General features: G+C 62.1%; 38 protein-coding genes. 2 read left to right on the top strand and 36 right to left on the bottom strand.

What is annotated here, in order from left to right; all coding sequences use genetic code 11:
- Nucleotides 1-5: 5 nt before the first annotated feature.
- Complete coding sequence (locus J3481_RS02310; protein WP_206830578.1) at nt 6-689, bottom strand: SGNH/GDSL hydrolase family protein; 684 nt, start codon at nt 687-689, stop codon at nt 6-8.
- A gap of 141 nt (nt 690-830) precedes the next feature.
- Here J3481_RS02310 and pdaB point away from each other — a divergent pair, with 141 nt between their 5' ends.
- A complete protein-coding gene (pdaB, locus tag J3481_RS02305; RefSeq protein WP_206830579.1) occupies nt 831-1,583 on the top strand; it encodes a polysaccharide deacetylase family sporulation protein PdaB in 753 nt (250 codons plus the stop codon).
- Between the two features lie 86 nt (nt 1,584-1,669).
- On the top strand, nt 1,670-2,341 hold the full coding sequence (gene gerD / locus J3481_RS02300; protein ID WP_206830580.1) for a spore germination lipoprotein GerD: 672 nt from the start codon (nt 1,670-1,672) through the stop codon (nt 2,339-2,341).
- A gap of 94 nt (nt 2,342-2,435) precedes the next feature.
- Here the strand turns inward: gerD and J3481_RS02295 are convergent, their stop codons facing one another.
- The 35 genes from J3481_RS02295 to rplD form a co-directional block, all read right to left on the bottom strand.
- On the bottom strand, nt 2,436-3,533 hold the full coding sequence (locus tag J3481_RS02295) for an Mrp/NBP35 family ATP-binding protein (protein WP_206830581.1): 1,098 nt from the start codon (nt 3,531-3,533) through the stop codon (nt 2,436-2,438).
- A 70-nt stretch (nt 3,534-3,603) separates the two neighbouring features.
- The gene (locus tag J3481_RS02290) at nt 3,604-4,068 is read right to left on the bottom strand and encodes a hypothetical protein (RefSeq protein WP_206830582.1); all 465 of its coding nucleotides are present in this window, start codon (nt 4,066-4,068) and stop codon (nt 3,604-3,606) included.
- A gap of 24 nt (nt 4,069-4,092) precedes the next feature.
- Nucleotides 4,093-4,866: an N-acetylmuramoyl-L-alanine amidase gene (locus J3481_RS02285; protein WP_206830583.1), complete on the bottom strand. Its 774-nt coding sequence runs from the start codon at nt 4,864-4,866 to the stop codon at nt 4,093-4,095.
- A 185-nt stretch (nt 4,867-5,051) separates the two neighbouring features.
- Nucleotides 5,052-5,444, bottom strand: a complete 393-nt coding sequence (gene rpsI, locus J3481_RS02280; protein ID WP_014465709.1) for a 30S ribosomal protein S9 — start codon at nt 5,442-5,444, stop codon at nt 5,052-5,054.
- Nucleotides 5,445-5,459: 15 nt separating this feature from the next.
- Nucleotides 5,460-5,906, bottom strand: a complete 447-nt coding sequence (gene rplM, locus J3481_RS02275; protein ID WP_041695507.1) for a 50S ribosomal protein L13 — start codon at nt 5,904-5,906, stop codon at nt 5,460-5,462.
- Nucleotides 5,907-5,986: 80 nt separating this feature from the next.
- The gene (truA, locus tag J3481_RS02270) at nt 5,987-6,775 is read right to left on the bottom strand and encodes a tRNA pseudouridine(38-40) synthase TruA (protein WP_206830584.1); all 789 of its coding nucleotides are present in this window, start codon (nt 6,773-6,775) and stop codon (nt 5,987-5,989) included.
- A gap of 11 nt (nt 6,776-6,786) precedes the next feature.
- The gene (gene rplQ / locus J3481_RS02265; RefSeq protein WP_008339728.1) at nt 6,787-7,152 is read right to left on the bottom strand and encodes a 50S ribosomal protein L17; all 366 of its coding nucleotides are present in this window, start codon (nt 7,150-7,152) and stop codon (nt 6,787-6,789) included.
- A gap of 27 nt (nt 7,153-7,179) precedes the next feature.
- The gene (locus J3481_RS02260) at nt 7,180-8,118 is read right to left on the bottom strand and encodes a DNA-directed RNA polymerase subunit alpha (protein WP_206830585.1); all 939 of its coding nucleotides are present in this window, start codon (nt 8,116-8,118) and stop codon (nt 7,180-7,182) included.
- Between the two features lie 71 nt (nt 8,119-8,189).
- On the bottom strand, nt 8,190-8,816 hold the full coding sequence (gene rpsD / locus J3481_RS02255; RefSeq protein ID WP_206830586.1) for a 30S ribosomal protein S4: 627 nt from the start codon (nt 8,814-8,816) through the stop codon (nt 8,190-8,192).
- Between the two features lie 63 nt (nt 8,817-8,879).
- Nucleotides 8,880-9,296: a 30S ribosomal protein S11 gene (rpsK, locus tag J3481_RS02250; protein ID WP_206830587.1), complete on the bottom strand. Its 417-nt coding sequence runs from the start codon at nt 9,294-9,296 to the stop codon at nt 8,880-8,882.
- Nucleotides 9,297-9,314: 18 nt separating this feature from the next.
- Nucleotides 9,315-9,683: a 30S ribosomal protein S13 gene (rpsM, locus tag J3481_RS02245; RefSeq protein WP_012811919.1), complete on the bottom strand. Its 369-nt coding sequence runs from the start codon at nt 9,681-9,683 to the stop codon at nt 9,315-9,317.
- Between the two features lie 236 nt (nt 9,684-9,919).
- Nucleotides 9,920-10,033, bottom strand: a complete 114-nt coding sequence (gene rpmJ / locus J3481_RS02240; protein WP_008339738.1) for a 50S ribosomal protein L36 — start codon at nt 10,031-10,033, stop codon at nt 9,920-9,922.
- 61 nt (nt 10,034-10,094) lie between these two features.
- A complete protein-coding gene (gene infA, locus J3481_RS02235; protein WP_006445797.1) occupies nt 10,095-10,313 on the bottom strand; it encodes a translation initiation factor IF-1 in 219 nt (72 codons plus the stop codon).
- A gap of 1 nt (nt 10,314) precedes the next feature.
- The gene (locus tag J3481_RS02230) at nt 10,315-10,644 is read right to left on the bottom strand and encodes a KOW domain-containing RNA-binding protein (RefSeq protein WP_206830588.1); all 330 of its coding nucleotides are present in this window, start codon (nt 10,642-10,644) and stop codon (nt 10,315-10,317) included.
- 11 nt (nt 10,645-10,655) lie between these two features.
- On the bottom strand, nt 10,656-11,306 hold the full coding sequence (locus J3481_RS02225; protein ID WP_206830589.1) for an adenylate kinase: 651 nt from the start codon (nt 11,304-11,306) through the stop codon (nt 10,656-10,658).
- Between the two features lie 54 nt (nt 11,307-11,360).
- Entirely contained in the window at nt 11,361-12,653 is a 1,293-nt protein-coding gene (gene secY, locus J3481_RS02220; protein ID WP_206830590.1) for a preprotein translocase subunit SecY, read from the bottom strand.
- Between the two features lies 1 nt (nt 12,654).
- On the bottom strand, nt 12,655-13,098 hold the full coding sequence (gene rplO / locus J3481_RS02215; RefSeq protein WP_206830591.1) for a 50S ribosomal protein L15: 444 nt from the start codon (nt 13,096-13,098) through the stop codon (nt 12,655-12,657).
- 16 nt (nt 13,099-13,114) lie between these two features.
- A complete protein-coding gene (gene rpmD / locus J3481_RS02210) occupies nt 13,115-13,303 on the bottom strand; it encodes a 50S ribosomal protein L30 (RefSeq protein ID WP_014465720.1) in 189 nt (62 codons plus the stop codon).
- 16 nt (nt 13,304-13,319) lie between these two features.
- On the bottom strand, nt 13,320-13,814 hold the full coding sequence (rpsE, locus tag J3481_RS02205; protein WP_206830592.1) for a 30S ribosomal protein S5: 495 nt from the start codon (nt 13,812-13,814) through the stop codon (nt 13,320-13,322).
- Between the two features lie 24 nt (nt 13,815-13,838).
- Nucleotides 13,839-14,198, bottom strand: a complete 360-nt coding sequence (gene rplR / locus J3481_RS02200) for a 50S ribosomal protein L18 (RefSeq protein ID WP_206830593.1) — start codon at nt 14,196-14,198, stop codon at nt 13,839-13,841.
- A 39-nt stretch (nt 14,199-14,237) separates the two neighbouring features.
- The gene (rplF, locus tag J3481_RS02195) at nt 14,238-14,777 is read right to left on the bottom strand and encodes a 50S ribosomal protein L6 (protein WP_206830594.1); all 540 of its coding nucleotides are present in this window, start codon (nt 14,775-14,777) and stop codon (nt 14,238-14,240) included.
- A gap of 25 nt (nt 14,778-14,802) precedes the next feature.
- A complete protein-coding gene (rpsH, locus tag J3481_RS02190; protein WP_008339765.1) occupies nt 14,803-15,198 on the bottom strand; it encodes a 30S ribosomal protein S8 in 396 nt (131 codons plus the stop codon).
- A 27-nt stretch (nt 15,199-15,225) separates the two neighbouring features.
- A complete protein-coding gene (locus J3481_RS02185; protein ID WP_008339767.1) occupies nt 15,226-15,411 on the bottom strand; it encodes a type Z 30S ribosomal protein S14 in 186 nt (61 codons plus the stop codon).
- Between the two features lie 19 nt (nt 15,412-15,430).
- Entirely contained in the window at nt 15,431-15,970 is a 540-nt protein-coding gene (gene rplE, locus J3481_RS02180; protein WP_206830595.1) for a 50S ribosomal protein L5, read from the bottom strand.
- 27 nt (nt 15,971-15,997) lie between these two features.
- Nucleotides 15,998-16,309, bottom strand: a complete 312-nt coding sequence (gene rplX, locus J3481_RS02175; RefSeq protein ID WP_035469237.1) for a 50S ribosomal protein L24 — start codon at nt 16,307-16,309, stop codon at nt 15,998-16,000.
- Between the two features lie 38 nt (nt 16,310-16,347).
- Nucleotides 16,348-16,716, bottom strand: a complete 369-nt coding sequence (gene rplN / locus J3481_RS02170; protein ID WP_206830596.1) for a 50S ribosomal protein L14 — start codon at nt 16,714-16,716, stop codon at nt 16,348-16,350.
- 31 nt (nt 16,717-16,747) lie between these two features.
- Nucleotides 16,748-17,017 carry a 30S ribosomal protein S17 gene (gene rpsQ, locus J3481_RS02165; protein ID WP_206830597.1) on the bottom strand — a complete coding sequence of 90 codons (270 nt, stop codon included), beginning with the start codon at nt 17,015-17,017 and terminating at the stop codon, nt 16,748-16,750.
- Between the two features lie 19 nt (nt 17,018-17,036).
- Nucleotides 17,037-17,234, bottom strand: coding sequence for a 50S ribosomal protein L29 (gene rpmC / locus J3481_RS02160; RefSeq protein ID WP_008339776.1), 198 nt, complete (start codon nt 17,232-17,234; stop codon nt 17,037-17,039).
- Nucleotides 17,221-17,658, bottom strand: a complete 438-nt coding sequence (rplP, locus tag J3481_RS02155) for a 50S ribosomal protein L16 (RefSeq protein WP_206830598.1) — start codon at nt 17,656-17,658, stop codon at nt 17,221-17,223. Before rplP ends, rpmC begins: the two co-directional genes overlap by 14 nt.
- Nucleotides 17,659-17,664: 6 nt before the next feature.
- Entirely contained in the window at nt 17,665-18,345 is a 681-nt protein-coding gene (rpsC, locus tag J3481_RS02150; RefSeq protein ID WP_012811927.1) for a 30S ribosomal protein S3, read from the bottom strand.
- A gap of 15 nt (nt 18,346-18,360) precedes the next feature.
- Complete coding sequence (gene rplV, locus J3481_RS02145) at nt 18,361-18,717, bottom strand: 50S ribosomal protein L22 (protein ID WP_206830599.1); 357 nt, start codon at nt 18,715-18,717, stop codon at nt 18,361-18,363.
- A 59-nt stretch (nt 18,718-18,776) separates the two neighbouring features.
- Nucleotides 18,777-19,058 (bottom strand): 30S ribosomal protein S19, encoded by a 282-nt coding sequence (gene rpsS / locus J3481_RS02140; RefSeq protein ID WP_206830600.1) that lies wholly within the window; start codon nt 19,056-19,058, stop codon nt 18,777-18,779.
- Between the two features lie 39 nt (nt 19,059-19,097).
- Nucleotides 19,098-19,928 carry a 50S ribosomal protein L2 gene (gene rplB, locus J3481_RS02135; RefSeq protein WP_206830601.1) on the bottom strand — a complete coding sequence of 277 codons (831 nt, stop codon included), beginning with the start codon at nt 19,926-19,928 and terminating at the stop codon, nt 19,098-19,100.
- A gap of 30 nt (nt 19,929-19,958) precedes the next feature.
- Nucleotides 19,959-20,246 (bottom strand): 50S ribosomal protein L23, encoded by a 288-nt coding sequence (rplW, locus tag J3481_RS02130; protein WP_328702030.1) that lies wholly within the window; start codon nt 20,244-20,246, stop codon nt 19,959-19,961.
- Nucleotides 20,246-20,866, bottom strand: coding sequence for a 50S ribosomal protein L4 (rplD, locus tag J3481_RS02125; protein WP_206830602.1), 621 nt, complete (start codon nt 20,864-20,866; stop codon nt 20,246-20,248). Before rplD ends, rplW begins: the two co-directional genes overlap by 1 nt.
- Nucleotides 20,867-20,878 lie beyond the last annotated feature (12 nt).

Below are 20,878 nucleotides of genomic sequence, written 5' to 3'. Positions count from 1 at the left end.
CGCGCTCACGCCCGCCACACGGCGCGCCCTCGAGCCGCCCTCGCGCGCTCCTTCGATCTCGCCCGTTGAATCGCCCGAAAGAACGCCTTCGCCAGCGCCTCATGGCCCTCGTCCGTGGGGTGAATCGGATTGCGAAACAGGCGCATATCCCGAAATTGGCCACTTCGATAGTGTTCCACGAAAGCCGGCTCGTGGCCGCGGAACACCTTGTAGGTTTCCACCACCAAAAGCCCCTGGCGGAGCGCGATCCGGCGGACGCGATCGTTGTACTCCTGTGTCACCTCCTCGGCCAGCGCGAAATTCGGAAAGGGATTGTAGAGCGTCGCGATGGCGAAGGCGCTGTGCGGCCGCTTGCACCATTCCACCAAGCGCTCCACGTCCTCTTCGCACCGGCGCATGACCTCCTGGATGAGATCGGCTCTGCGCGTGAGCAGCACGGGCGCGCTGCGCAGGAGATCGTTGCCGCCGATCATGAGCGTGACGATCTCGGCCTCCTCGACGATGCAGGGCGGCAGATCCTGAAGCGACTTGTACAGTTGTCGCGCTGTCCAGCCCGGTTTGGCCTGCACATGGAGGGTGGTTCGCGTCTGCCGGGCAAAGCGAGCGCGGAGGCGCTCTGCGAAACGTTTATCCGGTGTACTCGCACCGTACCCATATGTAATCGAATCGCCAAGCGCGAGCATCAGCATGATCATCGCCTCCCGTGAAGTCGCTGATCGTAAGCTATGGGCCTTTTGCGCGATTGGTCACAGAAGACGCCCACGCCGGGATCGCATAGGTGATGCGGCCGCTGCAAACACTGCACGGAGAATCACAAGGGAGGTTTGCAGATGCGCAACTGGTGGAAGCGAGTACGCACGGGCGCCATGGCGCTTGTGGCCGCGTGCGTGTGCGCCCTCTCGTGGATGGGCGCGCACCCAGGTTTGGCGCGGGCTGCGGATGCGAAGGCACAGGCGCCGAAGGCCATCTACAAGGTGGACACAAAGGAAAAAGTGGTGGCTCTGACCTTCGACATCTCGTGGGGCCACCGGACGCCGGAGCCTGTGTTGGAGACCCTGAAGAAGTGCGGCGTGACCAAAGCGACCTTCTTTTTGAGCGGACCGTGGACCATGCACCATCCTGAAATTGCGAAGAAGATCAAGGCGATGGGGTACGAAATTGGCAGCCACGGCTACCTTCACAAGGACTACTCGAATTACCCCGATTCCTGGATCCGGGAGCAGGCGATGCTCGCGGACAAGGCCATTCAACAGGTGACGGGCGTGAAGCCAAAGTTGTTCCGCACGCCGAACGGCGACCTGAACCCGCGGGTCATTCGCTGTCTCACGAGCATGGGGTACACGGTGGTGCAGTGGAACACCGATTCGCTGGACTGGAAGAATCCAGGAGTGGACGTGATCGTCAACCGGGTGACGAAGCGGGTGGTGCCGGGCGACATTGTGCTGATGCACGCGAGCGATTCCTCGAAGCAGATTGTCGAGGCGCTGCCCCGGATTGTGGAGCAACTCCGCCAACAAGGGTATCGGTTTGTCACGGTCTCGGAGCTTTTGGCAGGCGCCCAGGTGCAGTCGAAGGTCCAGTGAACGCGGGGGCGGGACGGCGATGAGGGATAGTCCGTCTCGCCCCGTCACATACTGACGGTAAACCGGGTGTTGAGGAGGGGCTTCGCGTGAACAACAGGCTTGCGCGCCTCGTGGCAATCGGGCTCGCGGCTCTCGCCGTCACTGGCTGTGGCATGAACGCCGGGGCTGACGTGAGCGCAAGCGGAGAAGGCGGGAGCGGAAACTACACACAGACGAAGCAAATGGTCGTCGACATCCTGAATTCGAAGGAAGGCCAACAGGCGCTCTTGGACACCCTGAAGAATCCGGAGTTCAAGAATCAGCTCGTCGCTTCACCGGACGAGGTGAAACAGGCGCTCACCGAGTTCATCCAGTCCAAGCAGACCCAGACCTTTTTGACCGAGGCCGCCAAGGACCCGCAGTTCGCCGCGGCGCTGGCCAAGGCCGCGCAGCCCGAGCTCAAGGATACGGTCGAAAGTTTGATGAAGGACCCGAACTTTCAGCAGGACATGTTGGTGCTTTTGCAATCGAACGAATTCATGAAGTCCCTGCAGACCATGATGCAGGGACCTGAATTTCGATCCGAATTGCAAAAGGTGATCCTCCAGACTCTCGCCTCGCCGACCTTCCAGGTGCAGTTTCAGCAGACCGTGCAGGATGCGGTGCAGAAGGCGATGCAGGCCGGACAAGCGACCGCGGGCGGACAAGAACAGGGCGGCAAGGGCGGATCCCAGCAGAAATCGAACAATTCGTCGGATGAGTCGGGATCTTCATCGTGATGAAGATCGCGGAACGCAACAACGGCACAAGAGCACCGAGTCGCACGGGACCCGGTGTTTCTTGTGCCGTTTGTCTGCCGTCCATAGGCGCACGTCAGGCTCGAAGCTCGCGATTTTCGGCGAGCCCCATCGCCTCTGCGACGCGATCGGCCAACTTGGCGAAGACTTGACCGTGCAGCGACGCTTCGGAAAAGATGCCGGCGCGCTCCTTCTCCTGGTTCGCGATGGGGATTTCCGCGAGGAGCGTCGTGTTAAGCGCCGCCGCCACGCGTTCCCCGCCGCCGCGGCCGAACAGGTACGCGGTCTCCCCGCAGGAATCGCACACGAAGTAGGCCATGTTTTCCACGACGCCGATGACCTGGTGGTTGGTGCGCACGCCCATCAGGCCCGCGCGGACCGCCACCTCGGCGGCGGCCGCCTGCGGCGTCGTGACAATGAGCTGCTTGCTCTGCGGCAGAAGCGTATGCACGTCGAGCGCAACGTCGCCCGTGCCAGGAGGCAGATCGAGCAATACGATGTCGACGTCGCCCCAGTGAACCTGTCCGAAAAAGCTGCGCAATGTCTTGCCCAACATCGGACCGCGCCAGACGACCGGCGTGTTCTCCGGGACGAAGAACTGCATCGACATGATCTTCACGCCCTCAGCCTGCACGGGCATGATCAGATCTTCGATGGTCGCCGGTTTCACGCCCTCGATGCCGAAGATGACCGGGATACTGAACCCGTAAATGTCCGCGTCGATCAGCGCGACCTTGTAGCCCTTGCGCGCGAGGGCGACCGCCAGATTGGCCGTCACGGTGGACTTGCCCACCCCGCCCTTGCCCGAAGCGATGGCCAAAAACTGCCTTCCCTGCTGGCGCAGGATGGGCGGGAGCTCCGCCTGCTGCGGCTCCGCGTTGCCCCGGCCCAACCCGCGGACCTTCGCGGCAAACTGCGCGCGCTGCTCGTCCGTCATGTGCCCCACGCGCACTTCGACGTCGGTCACGCCGTCGAGTTGCGACAGGCGATCCCGAATCTCGCGCTCAATCACGTTGGACAACGGACACCCGCGGATGGTCAGCAACACCTCCACAATAACCTTCCCGCCTTCGATCTCGACCGAAGGCACCATGTCGAGTTCCACGATACTGCGGCCGACCTCCGGATCCTTGACGTCCCGGAGCGCCTCCATGACCTGCTCGCGAGTCAGCATCTATCGATAAACCCCCTTGTCCGGCAAACGCCTCGGAAGACACATGCGACACTGCGTTTAGTGTACATCATCACGCAGGGGAAACCAAACGAGCCGACACGACCTGATACGAGGCCACGCCCTTGGCGTTCAACCACTGCACGACATAGCGAGGCCAGGGTTGCTCCTGCCCTACGAACCAGACGGACCAACCCGAGGGCAGCGTGTAAGGAGGGTGTGCCAGTGGCCGAGAGGGCAGCTCGGCGGGAGCCGCCGGGCCGAGGTGGAGGAGCGGCAGCAGATCACCCTCCCAGCTGAGGATCACAAGATGGGGGAGCGATTGCGCGGATCGATTGATCAACACGTACACCGGGCGTCCGTGCCAGTCCACGGGCGCCCGCTCGAGAACCAGAGACAGCGGGTGCCCGGACGAGGACACGGCACGGGCGGACGAAGCGGGACGCCCGACGAGATCGGCCGCCAAGGGCGACCACGCGAGAAGCGCCGCCATGCCCACGGCTCCAGCCATCAGTGCGCCGACCGCCCTGTGCTTCACGCCGCTCCCCTCCTCCACGCGCGGTCAGGTGTCCTTCTCGGCCGGTTGACTGGCGGCCGGATCGCTGAAATATCGAACCAGCGCCTGATACATGGCGAAGGCCACGCGCTCCTGATAGTGATCGGTCGTGAGCGCCCGAGCTTCGTCGGGATTGGAAAGGAATCCGATTTCCGCGAGCACGGTCGGCCCTTCGATTCGCTTGAGAAGGAATAAGGTCCGATTCGATTGGATGTCGCGCTTGGTCGGCAACAGTTCGGCCCGGAACGTCTCCTGCATGACGGCGGCGAGCTGTTTGGCGTGAGGATTCGTCTTCAGGTACAACACCTGCGCGCCGCGCCAGTCGGGTGAGGGCGCGCTGTTGCAGTGAATGGACACAAAGGCGTCGACACGCTGGCGGCGGACGACGTTCAACCTGCCGCGAAGATCGCCGAGATGACGCTGTTTCATGGCGCGATCGCGCTCGGTGGCGAGGTCCGTATCCGTCGTCCGGGTCATCATCACGATGGCGCCTCCCTGTTGCAGGTACCGGGCCAGCTTGTGCGCGACGGCGAGCGTGATGTCCTTCTCAATCACGCCGCCCACGCCGCGCGCCCCGGAGTCCCGTCCCCCGTGGCCGGCGTCCACGACGATGACCTTGCCCTCGATGCCGGTGACCTGCGCGGTCGGATTCACCTTATGCTGCAGCGGACGAAACCATGCAGCCCGGGCGTCTTGTGTGGGCACCACCAGCGATGACGCTCCGAGGAGCATGGCCATGGCGGCCAACGCGAGCGGAACATGCTTGTGCTTTCCGTGCATGCTTGTGCCCCCTCTGGCGCAGTCGTGCTGACCTCAGTGTGCACAAGCGGGAACGCGATCATGAGACCACTCGCTTCCATGATCCGGTTGTCCAAAGCGACACAAAAAGGGCTGCTCCCGTCCCGGGCTCGCCTGGGACGAAAACAGCCCTTTCGAGACAACACTTCGCCGTGTTCCGCGTGGGATCAGCGCTTCGAGAACTGCGGCGCGCGACGGGCGGCTTTGAGCCCGTACTTCTTGCGCTCCTTCATCCGCGCATCGCGAGTCAAGAGTCCGGCGCGCTTCAGCGTCGGGCGCAGATTCGGGTCCACCTTCAACAGCGCGCGTGCGATGCCGTGACGAATGGCTCCTGCCTGACCGGAGATTCCTCCGCCGCGCACATTCACGTACACGTCGTACTGCCCCATCGTGTCCGTGAGCAACAGCGGCTGCTTCACAATCAGTTTCAGCGACTCGAGTCCGAAGTACTCGTCCATCGGCCGCTTATTGACCACAATCTTGCCGTCGCCCGGAAGAAGGCGCACGCGAGCGACGGAGGTTTTGCGACGGCCCACGGCCCAGTATTGAACGCTTGCCAAGTTGCTGCCCCTCCTTTACTCCCGCGTCTCGCCGGGTACGAACGGAATCGGTTTTTGCGCCGCGTGCGGATGCTCAGGCCCGGCGTAGATGTGCAACTTCTTCAGCTGACGACGCCCGAGCGAGTTGTGCGGCAGCATGCCGCGCACAGCGTAATACAGGACGCGCTCCGGATGCGTATTGAGCAACGTGCGCGCCGTGGTCACCTTGAGACCGCCCGGATAACCCGAGTGGCGATAATACTTCTTCTGATCCAGCTTCCGGCCCGTGAACACAACCTTGTCCGCGTTCACGACAATCACAAAGTCACCGGTGTCGACGTGCGGCGTGAACTCGGGCTTATGCTTGCCCCGCAGAATCATCGCAATCTGCGTCGCCAAGCGGCCCACGCGCCAGCCCGTGGCATCGATGACGTACCACTTGCGCTCGACGGAGCCGGGCTTCGCCATGTATGTCGTACGCATCAACGTTCCCTCCGAACGATGCAATTTGACCTACCGATGGAACGGGGGAATCGAGTGGGTCAAATACCTGCACAATTTTATTATAAATCGCTATCCAGATCAATCACCTTGCCGCCATACTCCGGCGGATACTCCACGTTCCACAGGCAGAGCCCGTGCGGGGGCGCCGTCTCGCCAGCGAGCCGCCTGTCACGAGCCTCGAGGATCTGCGGAATCCGTTCCGGCCGCTCCTTCCCGCGTCCCACCTTCACCAGCGTGCCGACCAGAATGCGCACCATGTACTGCAGAAATCCGTTGCCCTCAAATTCGATGTGGAGCCGCGATCCGTCCCGGCGAAACCGAACCGCGTCGAGCCTGCGAACCTTATCCCGCTGAGGCGCCTCGGCTGCGCAGAACGACGTGAAGTCGTGTTCGCCCAAGAGATGTTCCGCCGCCGCCTCCATCGCGGCGAGATCGAGCGATTCGGGAAGATGCCAGCTAAACCTGTACCAATAGAGGCTCGGCAGAGGGGCCAATTCCAACGTATACCGGTACGTCTTTCGCACGACGGAAAACCGGGCGTGAAACCCTTCGTCCACCTCGTCCGCGGCGCGCGGCAATACATCGGCAGGCAGCCGGCGGCGGAGCACGTGCACCATCCTGTCCGCGGGTGGCCCATACGGCAAATCGAAGTGCACGACCTGCGCCCGCGCATGCACGCCCCGATCCGTACGGCCCGAACCCTCGACCGGGATGTCCACGCCGAGCATGCGGCGGAGTTCGTCCTCCAGCACGCCCTGCACCGTGCGCAGGCCCTCTTGACGGGCAAAGCCGTGGAAGCCCGACCCGTCATAGCCCAGCACGAGTCGTACGCGGCGACCACGGCTCACACGCCCCACCCTCACACGAGTTCGATCACGACCATCGGCGCAGCGTCACCGCGGCGCGGGCCCACCTTCACAATGCGGGTGTACCCCCCGTTGCGGTCCTTGTAGCGCAGCGCGATGTCCCCGAACAGCTTCTGAATGGCATCCGGACCCTCGCCGAGCGGCGACAACTTCTCACGGCGCACGTAACGCGCCACCAGGCGGCGCGAATGGAGATCGCCCCGCTTCGCCAGGGTGATCATCTTCTCCGCAATCGAGCGCAGCTCCTTGGCCTTGGCCTCGGTCGTCTGAATGCGCTCGTAGAGGAACAGATCCGTCACAAGGCTGCGAAACAGCGCCTTGCGGCTCGAAGAGGTCCGATTCAGCTTGCGATATGCCATACGTCTCCCTCCCTTGCTGCGAATCGCTCAGTCGTCCTTGCGCAAACTAAGTCCAAGGGCGTGCAACTTCTCGACCACTTCCTCAAGGGACTTACGGCCGAGATTGCGAACCTTCATCATCTCTTCTTCCGACTTCGCGCAGAGCTCCGCCACCGTGTTGATGCCCGCGCGCTTGAGGCAGTTGTAGGAGCGCACAGACAGATCCAGCTCCTCAATCGGCATGTCGAGGATCTTGTCGTTGTGCGCGCTCTCCTTCTCGACCATGAGATCCGTGTCCCGCGCCCGATCCGTCAGACCGACAAACAACATCAAGTGCTCCGTCAGGATCTTTGCTCCGATCGAGACCGCCTCGTCCGGCGCCACGCTTCCGTCCGTCCACACTTCGAGCGTGAGTTTGTCGTAGTCCGTGATCTGACCCACGCGCGTGTTCTCCACCGAAAAGTTCACGCGCGAGATGGGCGAGTACAACGAGTCGATGGGGATAAGCCCAATCTCCTGCTCCTCCGGCTTGTTGCGGTGTGCCGGCACGTATCCGCGCCCCCGGCCGGCGCGCATCTCCATGTAGATGCGCGCGCCGTCGGTCAGCGTCGCGATGTGCAGGTCAGGATTCATGATGTCGACGTCCGAATCCGCGCGGATGTCGCCAGCCGTCACCACTCCCGGGCCCACGGCGTCGATGATCAGCGTCTTCTCTTCGTCGGAATGAATTTTCAACGAGAGCCGTTTGAGATTGAGAATGATCTCTGTGACATCCTCGACGACCCCAGGGATGGTGGAGAACTCGTGGAGCACGCCCTCGATCTTCACCGACCGCACCGCTGCACCCGGGATGGAAGACAGCAGGATGCGGCGCAGTGAGTTGCCGAGCGTCGTCCCGTAGCCGCGCTCCAGCGGTTCGCACACGAACTTCCCGTAGTCGCCGGTTTGTTCCACAATCTCGATCCGCGGCTTCTCTATCTCGATCATTCCTAATCCTCCTTGGGAGTGGTACTCGTCGACGCTCGGAGCTGGCTAGACGATCCAGCGTTCACCCCGGATTAACGAGAGTAGAACTCGACGATCTGCTGCTCCTGCACCGGCGCGTCGATCTCGTCGCGCGCGGGGCGGCGCAACACCTTCGCCGTCCAATTGGCGGCGTCGAGCTCCAGCCATGCCGGAATGGTGCGGCTCGGGATCAGCTCGGCGAGTTCCTTCAACCGTGCGTTGTCGCGGCTCTTCTCCCGGACGGACACGACGTCGCCTTCCTTCACGAGGAAGGACGGGATGTCCACGCGGCGGCCGTTCACCTGAATGTGGCCATGGCGCACCAACTGGCGCGCCTCCGCGCGGGACGCCGCGAAGCCAAGCCGATAGACGACATTGTCCAGGCGGCTCTCGAGCAGCTGGAGCAACGTCTCACCCGTCACCCCGCGACGGCGAGCGGCCTCCTCATAGTAGCGCTCAAACTGGTTCTCGAGCACCCCGTAGTAGCGGCGAGCCTTCTGCTTCTCGCGCAGCTGCATGCCATACTCGGTGGTGCGCTTGCGACCTTGTCCATGTTGTCCCGGTGCGTACGGCCGCTTGTCGACGGCGCACTTCTCGCTGAAGCACCGCTCACCTTTCAGGTAGAGCTTGATGCCCTCGCGGCGGCACAGACGGCACACGGGCCCTGTATACCTTGCCATTCTAGGATAGACACCTCCAGTAGTTGTTATACCTGCAGCACATGCCAGGATCCTGCGATCCCGTCAGACGCGGCGGCGCTTCGGCGGGCGGCAACCGTTGTGCGGAATCGGCGTCACGTCTCGAATCCCCGTGATCTCGAGTCCGGCCGCCTGAAGCGAGCGAATGGCAGCCTCGCGGCCTGCCCCCGGCCCCTTCACCAGCACCTCAACGGACTTCATCCCGTGCTCCATCGCAGAACGCGCGGCGGCCTCAGCCGCGAGCTGCGCAGCATACGGCGTGCTCTTGCGCGATCCCTTGAAACCGACCGTGCCTGCGGAAGCCCAGGAGATCACGTTCCCAGCCGGATCGGCAATGCTGACGATGGTATTATTGAACGTCGACTTGATGTGGGCCACGCCGACCTCGATGTTCTTCCGGTCGCGCCGGCGCGGGCGTGCAGTCGTCGACGAGCCACGGCGCTTGGTGACCTTGTTTGCCAACGATGACACCTCCAGAGATTACTTCTTCTTGCCTGCGACCGTACGGCGCGGACCCTTGCGCGTGCGCGCATTCGTCTTCGTGCGCTGACCGCGAACCGGCAAACCGCGGCGGTGCCGAATGCCACGGTAGCAACCGATATCGATCAGCCGCTTGATGTTCATCGCCACTTCGCGGCGCAGATCGCCCTCGACCTTGTAATTGCGCTCGATCTCCTCGCGCAACCGAACGACTTCGTCCTCCGTGAGATCTCGCACGCGCTTGTTCGGATCAATGCCCGTGGCCGCGAGAATCTTGTTCGACGTCGTGCGGCCGATGCCGTAAATGTACGTCAGTCCGATCTCGACGCGCTTGTCGCGCGGCAAGTCGACGCCGGCAATTCGTGCCATGTACAGACTGCACCTCCAGTGTCCTTCATTCCGCGCTGGGCTTGTACAGGACCGCGCCTCGCGCTCACTGACCCAGTCCAGCGTGAAAGCGGTGATTTGTATGCAAACACGAAGACAGTCCCTTCACGCTCACCCGCGGGCGCATGTGCGGTGCGGCCGCAGGCCGCGTGGAAGGACCAGCCGCGCTGTCTTCGTGGAAGCCCCGAGCCAAAAACCCGCCGTGACTGCGAACTTCGTCAGCCCTGGCGCTGCTTGTGTTTTGGATTCTCGCAGATGACCATCACGTTGCCCTTGCGGCGAATCACCTTGCACTTCTCGCACATGGGCTTGACGGAAGGACGGACTTTCATGCTTACCCCTCCTCCACTTGCGGTATCATACCGCAACGACTCCGCGAATGCCAGCACTCCATTATTTGTAGCGGTACGTAATCCTGCCACGGGTCAGATCGTAAGGCGACAGTTCCACGGTGACGCGATCGCCCGGCAGGATCTTGATGTAGTGCATCCTGATCTTCCCGGATACATGGGCCAGAACCTTGTGGCCGTTTTCCAGCTCGACGCGAAACATCGCGTTCGGCAGAGGTTCGATCACGGTGCCCTCGACTTCAATCACATCGTCCTTCGCCATCTCATGTCCCCCCTTGCTCACGTTCCTGTGCATCTCGTCCGTTTGCCGTTTGAGCCTCCAGCAACATTCTCACCGCATGACGGAGCTCCGCATTCGTCACTCGGCCGCCGTCCGCGAGCTTCTGGGCAATGCCTTCGGCCATCCGATGAATTCTCCGGACATGCGCCACGTTCTTCTTCTTCGGCTTTTCGACGCGGCGGACATCCCCGTCGGCGATCCGCACAAACCGATCGCCTTCGTGGGCGAGAACCACCGCGACGAGTCCTGCGTCGCGCCCTTGAATGACCTCAACGTACGAACCGATCGGAGGGAGCTCCCGGGGTGCACCCATCGCGCTCTGCTTCACCTCTGAAACGGCGCTAAGGCCGCCACGACATCCTCGTGAACCTTCTCGATAGGCTGCTGTCCGTCGATCCGCTTGAGCAACCCGCGCTCCTCATAGTAGGCAATCAGGGGTTCCGTCTGCTTGAACTGCTCGAGGCGAGTCGCCACGGCCTCCTCGGTGTCGTCGGGGCGCTGATACAGCTCGCCACCGCACACGTCGCAAACGCCCTCCACCTTCGGGGGCTGGAACTTGACGTGGTACGTCGCTCCACATGAACGACATATGCGACGACCCGTCAGGCGTTCCTTCAGAACCGAGGGATCCACGTGGATGTAGAGGACGCAGTCGAGCGGTTTGCCGAGTTCCTGAAGCAAGTCATCGAGTGCCCGCGCCTGCGGAACCGTACGCGGAAACCCGTCGAGCAGAAACCCTTTCTCCGCGTCCGGCTTCTGCAGCCTGTCGCGGACCACCGCGACAGTGGTCTCGTCAGGCACCAAGCGCCCAGAGTCGAGATACGCCTTGACTTGTCGGCCGAGATCGCTCCCAGACGCAATCGCTTGCCGGAACATGTCTCCCGTCGATACATGGGGAATGCCAAACTCCGCCTGAATCTTGGCGGCCTGCGTTCCCTTCCCGGCGCCCGGCAATCCTATCAAAATGACCTGCACGGACATCCCCTCCTTGCATACAGCCGAGCGCCCAGCGCGCTCCGCCGTTCCATCCTAGTCCCGGATGAATCCGCGGTATTGACGCTGGAGCACCTGGCCCTCCATCTGCTGCATCGTCTGCAGCGCGACACCGACGAGAATGATGAGCGACGTTCCTTGGATGTTGTAATCGGTCAGGTTCATGGCGCCCAGAAGGATAAACGGCAAAATGGAAATCACACCGAGAAACACGGAACCGAAGACCGTCACCCGGTTGATCACCTTGATGATGTACATCTCGGTCTCGCGCCCCGGCCGCACGCCTGGAATGAAACCCGCATGCTTCTGCAGCTGTTCGGCCAGTTGCTGCGGATTGATCTGGACGTGCGTGTAGAAGAACGTGAACAGGATGATGAGAATCACTTCCGCGCCCATGAACCACCCGGTTTGCGGGCTCAGATAGCGCAGAATGAACTCGGCCCAGTGATGTGATTGAAAGTACGACGCGATCGTGTACGGCAAGAACAACAGCGAAATGGCGAAGATCACCGGGATCACGCCCGCCGCGAGCAACTTGATGGGGATATACGACTGCTGGCCCGAATAGACCGTGCGACCCACCACGCGCTTCGCGTACTGCACCGGGATCTTCCGCTCCGCCTGTTGCACGAACACGATGAGCGCGAAGATGATCACGATCCCCGCGATCAGGATCAGCGTCTTCAGGATCCCGAGGAAGAGGTGACCGGACTGATTCATGAACCAGTTGGCGTACACCTCTTGACCGAGGGTCGAGAACCGGGACAGGATGCTCGTGAAAATCAGGAGCGAGATGCCGTTCCCGACGCCTTTCTCCGTGATCATCTCTCCGAACCACATGAGGAGCGTGTCACCGGCGGTCAGCGTGACGACGATCACGATGTACGACCACCAGTTGTTGGCGTCCGGAAGCAAGAGCCCCGACCGCGCGAACATGTACGTGAATCCCGCGGCCTGCAGCAGACCGAGGGCCACCGTCAAGTACCGCGTGACCTGAGTGAGCTTTTGCCGCCCTGACTCGCCTTCCTTCTGCCACTCCTCAAATCGCGGGATCACGCCTGACTGCAACAACTGCACGATGATCGACGCGGTGATATACGGCGTGACACTCATCGCGAAGATCGAAAACCGGTAGAATGCGCCGCCGGAAAACATGTTCAGCAGGCTGAACAGCGCGTTGTTTCCGGCGCCCGCATTCAGCGCGCTCACGTTCATGCCGGGCACCGGAATGTACGTCCCAATCCGGTACACGGCAAGAACCATCAGCGTGAACAGGATGCGTTTGCGCAGGTGCTTCAGACGCCACAGGTTGGCGATGGCCTGCCACACGTCAGATCACCTCGACGGTACCACCCGCGGCCTCGATCTTTTCCTGCGCCGAGGATGAGAACGCGTGGGCCTTCACCGTCAGGCTCACCTGCAACTCGCCCTTGCCGAGAATCTTGAGTCCGTCCAGCGGTTCGCGAATGATCCGGCGTTCCAGCAAGAGCTCCGGCGTGACGACCGTCCCGGCCGGGAACACGTTCAGCCGGTCGACGTTGACCGTCGCATACACCTTCTTGAACCGAGCGTTGGTGAACCCGCGCTTCGGCAGGCGGCGGAACAACGGCGTCTGGCCACCCTCAAAGCCGGGACGCACGCCGCCACCGGATCGCGCCCACTGGCCCTTTGTACCGCGCGTGGACGTCTTGCCGTGGCCCGAGCTCGTGCCGCGGCCCACGCGCTTCTTGCGGTGTTTCGAACCCTCGGCGGGCTTCAGCTCGTGCAGTTTCATCCGTCACACCTCCCTGTCACTCGTCGACCTCTGTCACTTCGACCAGATGGCGAATGCGATTCACCATGCCGCGAATCACCGGCGTGTCCTCTCGCACGACCGTCTGGTACAACTTGCGGAACCCTAGTGCCGCGGCCGTCTTGCGCTGCACCGGTTGGCGTCCGTTGGGGCTGTGAACGAGCCGAATTGCAAGCTTCTTCGCCACCGTGTACGCCTCCTCTTCACAGAATCTCTTCCAGCGACTTTCCGCGAAGCCGCGCGACTTCCTCCGGCCGCTTCAGCTGCTTCAGCGCGTCAATGGTCGCGTGCACCATGTTGATGGGGTTGTTGGACCCGAGCGACTTCGTCACGATGTCCTTAATGCCCGCCAGCTCAAGCACGGCGCGAACGGGACCGCCGGCGATCACGCCGCTGCCTTCGGGCGCCGGCTTGATGAGGACCTTGCCCGCGCCAAAGTGGCCGAGCGCCTCGTGCGGAATGGTCGTCTTGCGCATGGGCACCTGTATCAGGTGCTTCTTCGCGTCCTCGATGCCCTTGCGAATCGCATCCGGAACCTCCTGCGCTTTGCCGAGGCCCGCGCCCACATGCCCTTGACCGTCGCCTACGACCACAAGCGCAGAGAACGAGAAACGCCGACCGCCCTTGACGACTTTCGCCACGCGGTTGACATGCACGACGCGCTCCGTCAGCTCCAATTGATTCGGGTCAATGCGCACGTGTACACCTTCCTCCTTGTCGAATTAGAAGTCGAGACCCGCTTCACGCGCGGCATCCGCAAGCGCGCGAACGCGCCCGTGGTACAGATAGCCGCCGCGATCGAACACGACCTTCTTGTATCCCTTGGCGAGAGCGCGCTCCGCAATCATGCGTCCGACCTTGCGGGCCCCCTCGACGTTGCCACCGTTGCCCTCAAAGCCCTTTTCCAGGCTCGACGCGGCTGCAATGGTGTGTCCCACCGTGTCGTCGATGAGCTGCGCGTAGATGTGCTTATTCGACCGAAACACGTTCAGCCGCGGGCGCTCGGGCGTCCCGAACACTTTGGCCCGAACCCGCACGTGACGCCGCTTGCGCGCTTCGTTGCGGTTTGGCTTGGTTATCACGCTTGTCACTCCTTTGCTCACGCGGCGCACCCGCCGGCATCACTTCTTACCGGTCTTACCGACCTTGCGCCGCACGTTTTCGCCTTCGTAACGGATTCCCTTCCCTTTATACGGTTCGGGCGGCCGGATGGAACGGACCTTCGCTGCGTAAATGCCCACAAGCTCCTTGTCGATGCCGCGCACGACGATCTTGTTCTGCGCGGGCACCTCGACCTCAATGCCCTCCACCTGCGGCAGGTCCACCGGATGCGAGAATCCGACTGACAGCGTCACCTTGTTGCCCTGTTTCGCCGCGCGATAGCCGACGCCCACCAGTTCCAAGCTTCTCGAGTACCCGTTGGTCACGCCTTCGACCATGTTCGCAATCACGCTGCGCGTCGTGCCGTGAAGCGCCCGGTGCAGCTTCTCATCGGACGGCCGTTCCACAATCACCTGATTGTCCTGCACCACGATCTTCATGTCCGGATGAACGCGGCGGGTCAGCTGCCCTTTCGGACCCTTCACCGTGACCTCCGTGCCGTTGACCGACACCTCGACCCCTGCCGGGATCGGAATCGGCTTGCGACCAATACGAGACATTCGTTGCACCTCCCGTCGTTCCGACTTACCACACGTAGCAGATGACCTCGCCGCCGACGCCAAGCTTGCGCGCCTCGCGATCCGTCATAATCCCCTTCGACGTCGAGATGATGGCAATTCCCAGTCCGCCGAGCACACGCGGCAGGTCTTCATGACCCACGTACACGCGCCGCCCCGGCTTCGAAATCCGCTTCAGGCCGGTGATCACGCGCTCGTTGTTCTTCCCGTACTTCAGGAACAGCCGGATGGTTCCCTGCGGGCCGTCCTGGATGTACTCGGCATCACGGATGTAGCCCTCGTTCTTCAAAATCTCCGCGATCGCGCGCTTCATCTTCGAAGCCGGAACCTCCACCTTCTCGTGCCGAACGAGGTTCGCGTTGCGAATGCGCGTGAGCATATCTGCAATCGGATCCGTCATCATGCGAGCTCGCCTCCTTCCACTTGCCGATTACCAACTGGCCTTCTTGACGCCCGGCAGCTGTCCCTTGTATGCCAGCTCGCGGAAGCAGATGCGGCACACGCCGAACTTGCGGTACACCGAATGCGGCCGCCCGCAGATGCGGCAGCGCGTGTACGCGCGGGTGCTGAACTTCGGCTTCCGCTGCGCCTTGATGATCATCGATTTCTTGGCCACCGTAGGACCTCCCTCTCCGTTACTGACGGAACGGCATTCCCAACTCGGTCAACAGCGCGCGCGCCTCTTCGTCCGTCTTGGCGGTGGTCACCACCACGACCTCCAGGCCGCGCACCTTGTCGATCTTGTCGTAGTCGATCTCCGGGAAAATCAACTGCTCGCGCAGCCCGAGCGTGTAGTTCCCGCGGCCGTCGAACGAACGCGGCGACACGCCCCTGAAGTCGCGCACACGCGGCAACGCCAAGTTCATCAGTTTGTCCAGGAAGTGATACATCCGCTCGCCGCGAAGTGTGACCTTGACGCCGATCGGCATGCCCTGGCGCAGACGGAAACCTGCGATGGACTTCTTCGCCCGCGTCACCACAGGCTGCTGCCCAGAGATGGCGCGCAGGTCCTCCACCGCCGCGTCGATCACCTTCGGGTTCTGCGTCGCCTCGCCGAGGCCCATGTTGATCACGATCTTCTCGAGCCGCGGCACCTCCAGCGGATTCTTGTAGTTGAACTGCTTCATCAGCGCCGGAACCACCTGGTTCCGGTATTTCTCCAGCAAACGAGCCAACGCTGTTCCCTCCTTTCACCTGGCTACTCAGTCAAGGATTTCGCCAGACTTTTTCGCGTACCGGACCTTGCGCCCGTCCTCGAGGAATTTGTATCCCACGCGCGTGGGCTCGCCCGTCTTCGGATCCACAATCATCACGTTGGACACGTGAATGGGGGCCTCTTTCTCCACGATCCCGCCCTCGGGATGCTGTGGATTCGGCTTCGTGTGGCGCTTCACGATGTTCACGCCTTCGACGACCACACGGCCCTCCTTCGGATACACCTTCAGGATCCGCCCTTGCTTCGACTTGTCCTTGCCTGCGATCACAACGACCTTATCGCCGGTCTTCACACGCAGCTTTGGCACGGTCACACCCCCTCTTCGCCGTCCTGGACTCACAGCACCTCGGGTGCCAACGAGATGATTTTCATGAAGTCGCGATCGCGCAATTCACGCGCCACCGGACCAAAGATGCGCGTGCCGCGAGGGCTCTTGTCTTCGCGGATAATCACCGCCGCATTCTCGTCGAACCGGATGTACGATCCGTCGCTCCGGCGAATGCCGCGCTTGCTGCGCACGATGACCGCCTTCACGACGTCGCCCTTCTTGACAACGCCACCGGGTGTTGCACTCTTGACGGACGCCACAATCACGTCGCCAATGTTGGCGTATTTGCGATTGGAACCGCCGAGCACACGGAAACACATGATCTCCTTCGCGCCCGAGTTGTCTGCAACCACGAGTCGCGTTTGCGGTTGAATCATCTCCGCATCCTCCCTTCAGCCGACAGCCGAATCAGACAATCTCCGCACGTTCCACGATCTCGACCAGGCGCCACCGCTTCTCCTTGCTGAGCGGCCGCGTCTCCATGATCCGCACGATATCGCCGATCTTCGCCTCGTTGTTCTCGTCATGCGCCTTGAACTTCTTGGTGCGACGAACCGTCTTGCCGTACAGCGGATGCATGACGCGCTCCTCGACGGCCACGACGATCGTCTTGTCCATCTTGTCGCTCACGACCTTACCGACGCGCACCTTGCGCTGCTTGCGCTCGTTCTCTGCCATGTCCGGCAAACCTCCCTTCTCAGCCGATGCCCAACTCGCGTTGACGCAGGATCGTTTTCGCGCGCGCGATGTCCTTGCGGACCTGCCGAATGCGCATGGGGTTCTCCAGTTGACCCGTTGCGAGTTGGAAGCGGAGGTTGAACAACTCGTCCTTCAGCCCGTCGATCCGAGCCTTCAGCTCCTCGTCGCTCAGACTCCGAAGCTCAGTTGCCTTCATTCGCGTCACCACCCACTTCTTCACGAGTCACGAACTTGCACTTGATCGGCAGTTTGTGCGCGGCCAGGCGCATCGCTTCGCGCGCAACCTCTTCACTCACACCGGCCACTTCAAACAACACGCGGCCCGGCTTCACGACCGCAACCCACATCTCCGGCGATCCCTTACCGCTACCCATACGAGTCTCGGCAGGCTTCTTCGTCACCGGCTTCGACGGGAAGATCTTAATCCACACCTTGCCACCGCGGCGCATGTAGCGCGTCATCGCGATACGAGCGGCCTCAATCTGGCGGTTCGTCACCCAGGCCGGCTCCAGGGCCACAAGCCCGTACTCGCCGAACGCGACCGTCCGTCCGCCCTTGGCGCGTCCCTTCAGGCGACCGCGATGCTCCTTGCGGTACTTCACGCGCTTTGGCATCAACATGGTCCATCAACCTCCTTGAACCGCTTCAGAAGCCGCCTCCGCCTGGGCGTTCTTCCGCTTCGGCAACACTTCTCCCCTGTAGATCCAAACCTTCACGCCGATCCGCCCGTACGTCGTGTGCGCCTCGGCGAGCGCGTAGTCGATGTCGGCGCGCAGCGTCTGGAGCGGAACCGTCCCTTCCACGTAGCCCTCGGTTCGGGCAATTTCTGCGCCGCCCAACCGGCCGGAGACCTGCACACGAACGCCCTTGGCTCCCGCGCGCATCGAACGCTGAATCGCCTGCTTCATGGCGCGACGGAACGCCACGCGGCGCTCGAGCTGTTGCGCGATGCTCTCCGCCACGAGTTTCGCGCAGAGATCCGGCTGCTTGATCTCCGAAATGGAAATGTGCACCCGCTTGCCCGTCAGTTTGTTCAACTCGTTCCGCAGCGCGTCGACCTCTTGTCCGCCTTTCCCGATGACCATGCCAGGCTTCGCCGTGTGGATGGTCACGTTGATGCGATTCGCCGCCCGCTCGATCTCGACGGAACCTATCGCTGCATCCTTGAGGCGCTGCATCACGTAGTTGCGGATCTTCAGGTCCTCATGCAGAAGTTCCTGATAGTCCTTCTTATTGGCGTACCATTTCGCTTCCCAGTCGCGGATGATCCCAATGCGAAGGCCGATTGGGTTTACCTTTTGCCCCATGCAGGCGATCCCTCCTTACCTTTCCGCCAGGACGACGGTGATGTGGCTCGTGCGCTTGAAGATGCTGAAGGCACGGCCCTGCGCGCGGGGATGCCACCGCTTCAGCGTCGGCCCCTCGTCGACGTAAATCTCCTTGATGTAGAGCCGATCCACGTCCATGTTGTGATTGTTCTCGGCATTTGCAATTGCGGAGCGAAGCACCTTCTCAACCAAGGGCGATGCGGCCCGCGGGGTGAACTTCAGGATGGCAAGCGCCTCTTGAACGTTCTTCCCGCGCACCAAGTCGACCACCAGGCGAGCCTTGCGCGGGGCAATGCGCAGATAGCGTGCAACCGCGCGGGCCGTCCGCGTTTCCGACTGCGTCGATGCCATGACACGACCTCCTCGTTCGGGCGTGGCCGCCTGAGCCAGCGCCCAGACTCGTTCAGACTTTAGCGCGAGCGCGAAGACTTCTCGTCGCCTGCGTGGCCCCGGAATGTACGGGTCGGGACGAACTCGCCGAGCTTGTGCCCAACCATGTCCTCCGTGACGTAAACCGGGACGTGCTTCCGGCCATCATGAACCGCAAACGTGTGCCCCACGAATTGCGGGAAGATGGTCGAACGGCGCGACCACGTCTTGATGACCTTCTTCTCGCCAGCGGCATTGAGAGCCTCGACCTTCTTCATGAGATGGGCGTCACAGAACGGACCTTTCTTCAAGGAACGACCCACTGCGAACGACCTCCCTTCCAAGTGAACGTGAACTTCGCATCACTTCGTGCGGCGGCGCACGATGTATTTATCCGTCGGATGGTTCTTCTTGCGCGTCTTCTTACCGAGCGTCGGCTTGCCCCAAGGCGACATCGGCGACTTGCGGCCAATCGGCGCCTTGCCTTCGCCACCGCCGTGCGGGTGATCCACCGGGTTCATGGCAGAACCGCGAACCGTCGGACGACGTCCCAGCCAACGGCTGCGACCCGCCTTGCCCAGGGTGATGTTCTCGTGATCCAAGTTGCCGACCTGTCCGATGGTCGCGCGGCACTCCAGCCGGATCTTGCGCACCTCGCCGGACGACAGGCGCACCTGCGCATAGTCGCCTTCCTTCGCCATCAGCTGGGCGCTCGCACCGGCCGCGCGCGCCAGTTGACCGCCATGGCCCGGGTACAGCTCGATGTTGTGGATGACCGTACCCACCGGAATCGACCTGAGCGGCAGGGCGTTCCCGACGCGAATGTCCACGTCTTCGCCGCTCATCACCACGTCGCCCACCTTCAGGCCATGCGGCGCGATGATGTAGCGCTTCTCGCCGTCCAGATAATGCAGGAGCGCAATCCGAGCGGAACGGTTCGGATCATATTCGATGGTGGCCACCTTCGCCGGCACGCCATCCTTGTTGCGCTTGAAATCGATGATGCGGTACATCCGCTTATGGCCGCCGCCGCGGTGGCGCACCGTGATGCGGCCCTGGTTGTTCCGCCCCGCCTTCTTCTTGAGCGGGACCAACAGCGACTTCTCCGGCTTATCCGTCGTGATCTCTTCGAACGTCGAGACCGACATGAACCGGCGGCCGGGAGAAGTCGGACGGTACTTCTTGATCCCCATCGAGACGACCTCCTTGTCAGTGGACTGCGATCACGACTCGCCGAAGAAGTCGATCGTCTTCGACCCTGGCTTCAGCTTGACGATGGCCTTCTTCCAGTCCGACGTGCGGCCGACGAATTTGCCGACGCGCTTCTTTTTGCCGCGCACATTCATCGTGTGCACGGATTCCACCTCAACGCCGAACAACTTTTCAATCGCCTTGCGGATCTCAACCTTGTTCGCGCGGCGATCGACCTCAAACACGTACTTGTTTTCCTCCATCAGTTCCGTGGAGCGCTCCGTGATGATGGGGCGCTTGATCAAGTCGCGCGGATCCATCAGGCGAACACCTCCTCCACCTTCTGAACGGCGTCCTTCGTCAGCACGAGATGGTCATGGCGGAGGAGTTCGTACACGTTGAGGCCGGCAGCCTCCATGTACTTCACGTTGGGAATGTTCCGCGCCGAGAGGTACACGGGCTGTTTCTTCTCACCGTCGACAATCAGCGCCTTCTCCACATTGAGATTGCGGAGAACCGTCGCCATCTCCTTCGTCTTCGGCCGCTCAAACTCAAGCCCTTCCACCACGACGATCTTGCCCTCTTGCACCTTCGAAGACAAAGCGCTGTACAGCGCGGCGCGCCTCACCTTCTTGGGCACCTTGAACGCATAGGAACGCGGGACCGGCCCGTGAACCACACCGCCTCCGCGCCACTGCGGCGCACGAATGCTGCCTTGGCGCGCCCGACCCGTGCCCTTTTGGCGCCACGGCTTGCGCCCGCCGCCAGAGACTTCCGCGCGCGTCTTCGTCTTGTGGGTCCCGCGGCGCCGAGCAGCCAAATACTGCAGGACCACCATGTGCATCAAGTCCGGCCGCACGGGCGCGGCGAAAATCTTCTCATTCAGCTCGATCTCGCCCACCTGCTGTCCGGCCGTATTCAACACAGCCACTGTCGGCATGTCGTCTTCCTC

This window comes from Alicyclobacillus fructus (assembly GCF_017329605.1).
Lineage (GTDB): Bacteria > Bacillota > Bacilli > Alicyclobacillales > Alicyclobacillaceae > Alicyclobacillus > Alicyclobacillus fructus.
This window is presented reverse-complemented; position numbering and strand designations above follow the sequence as displayed.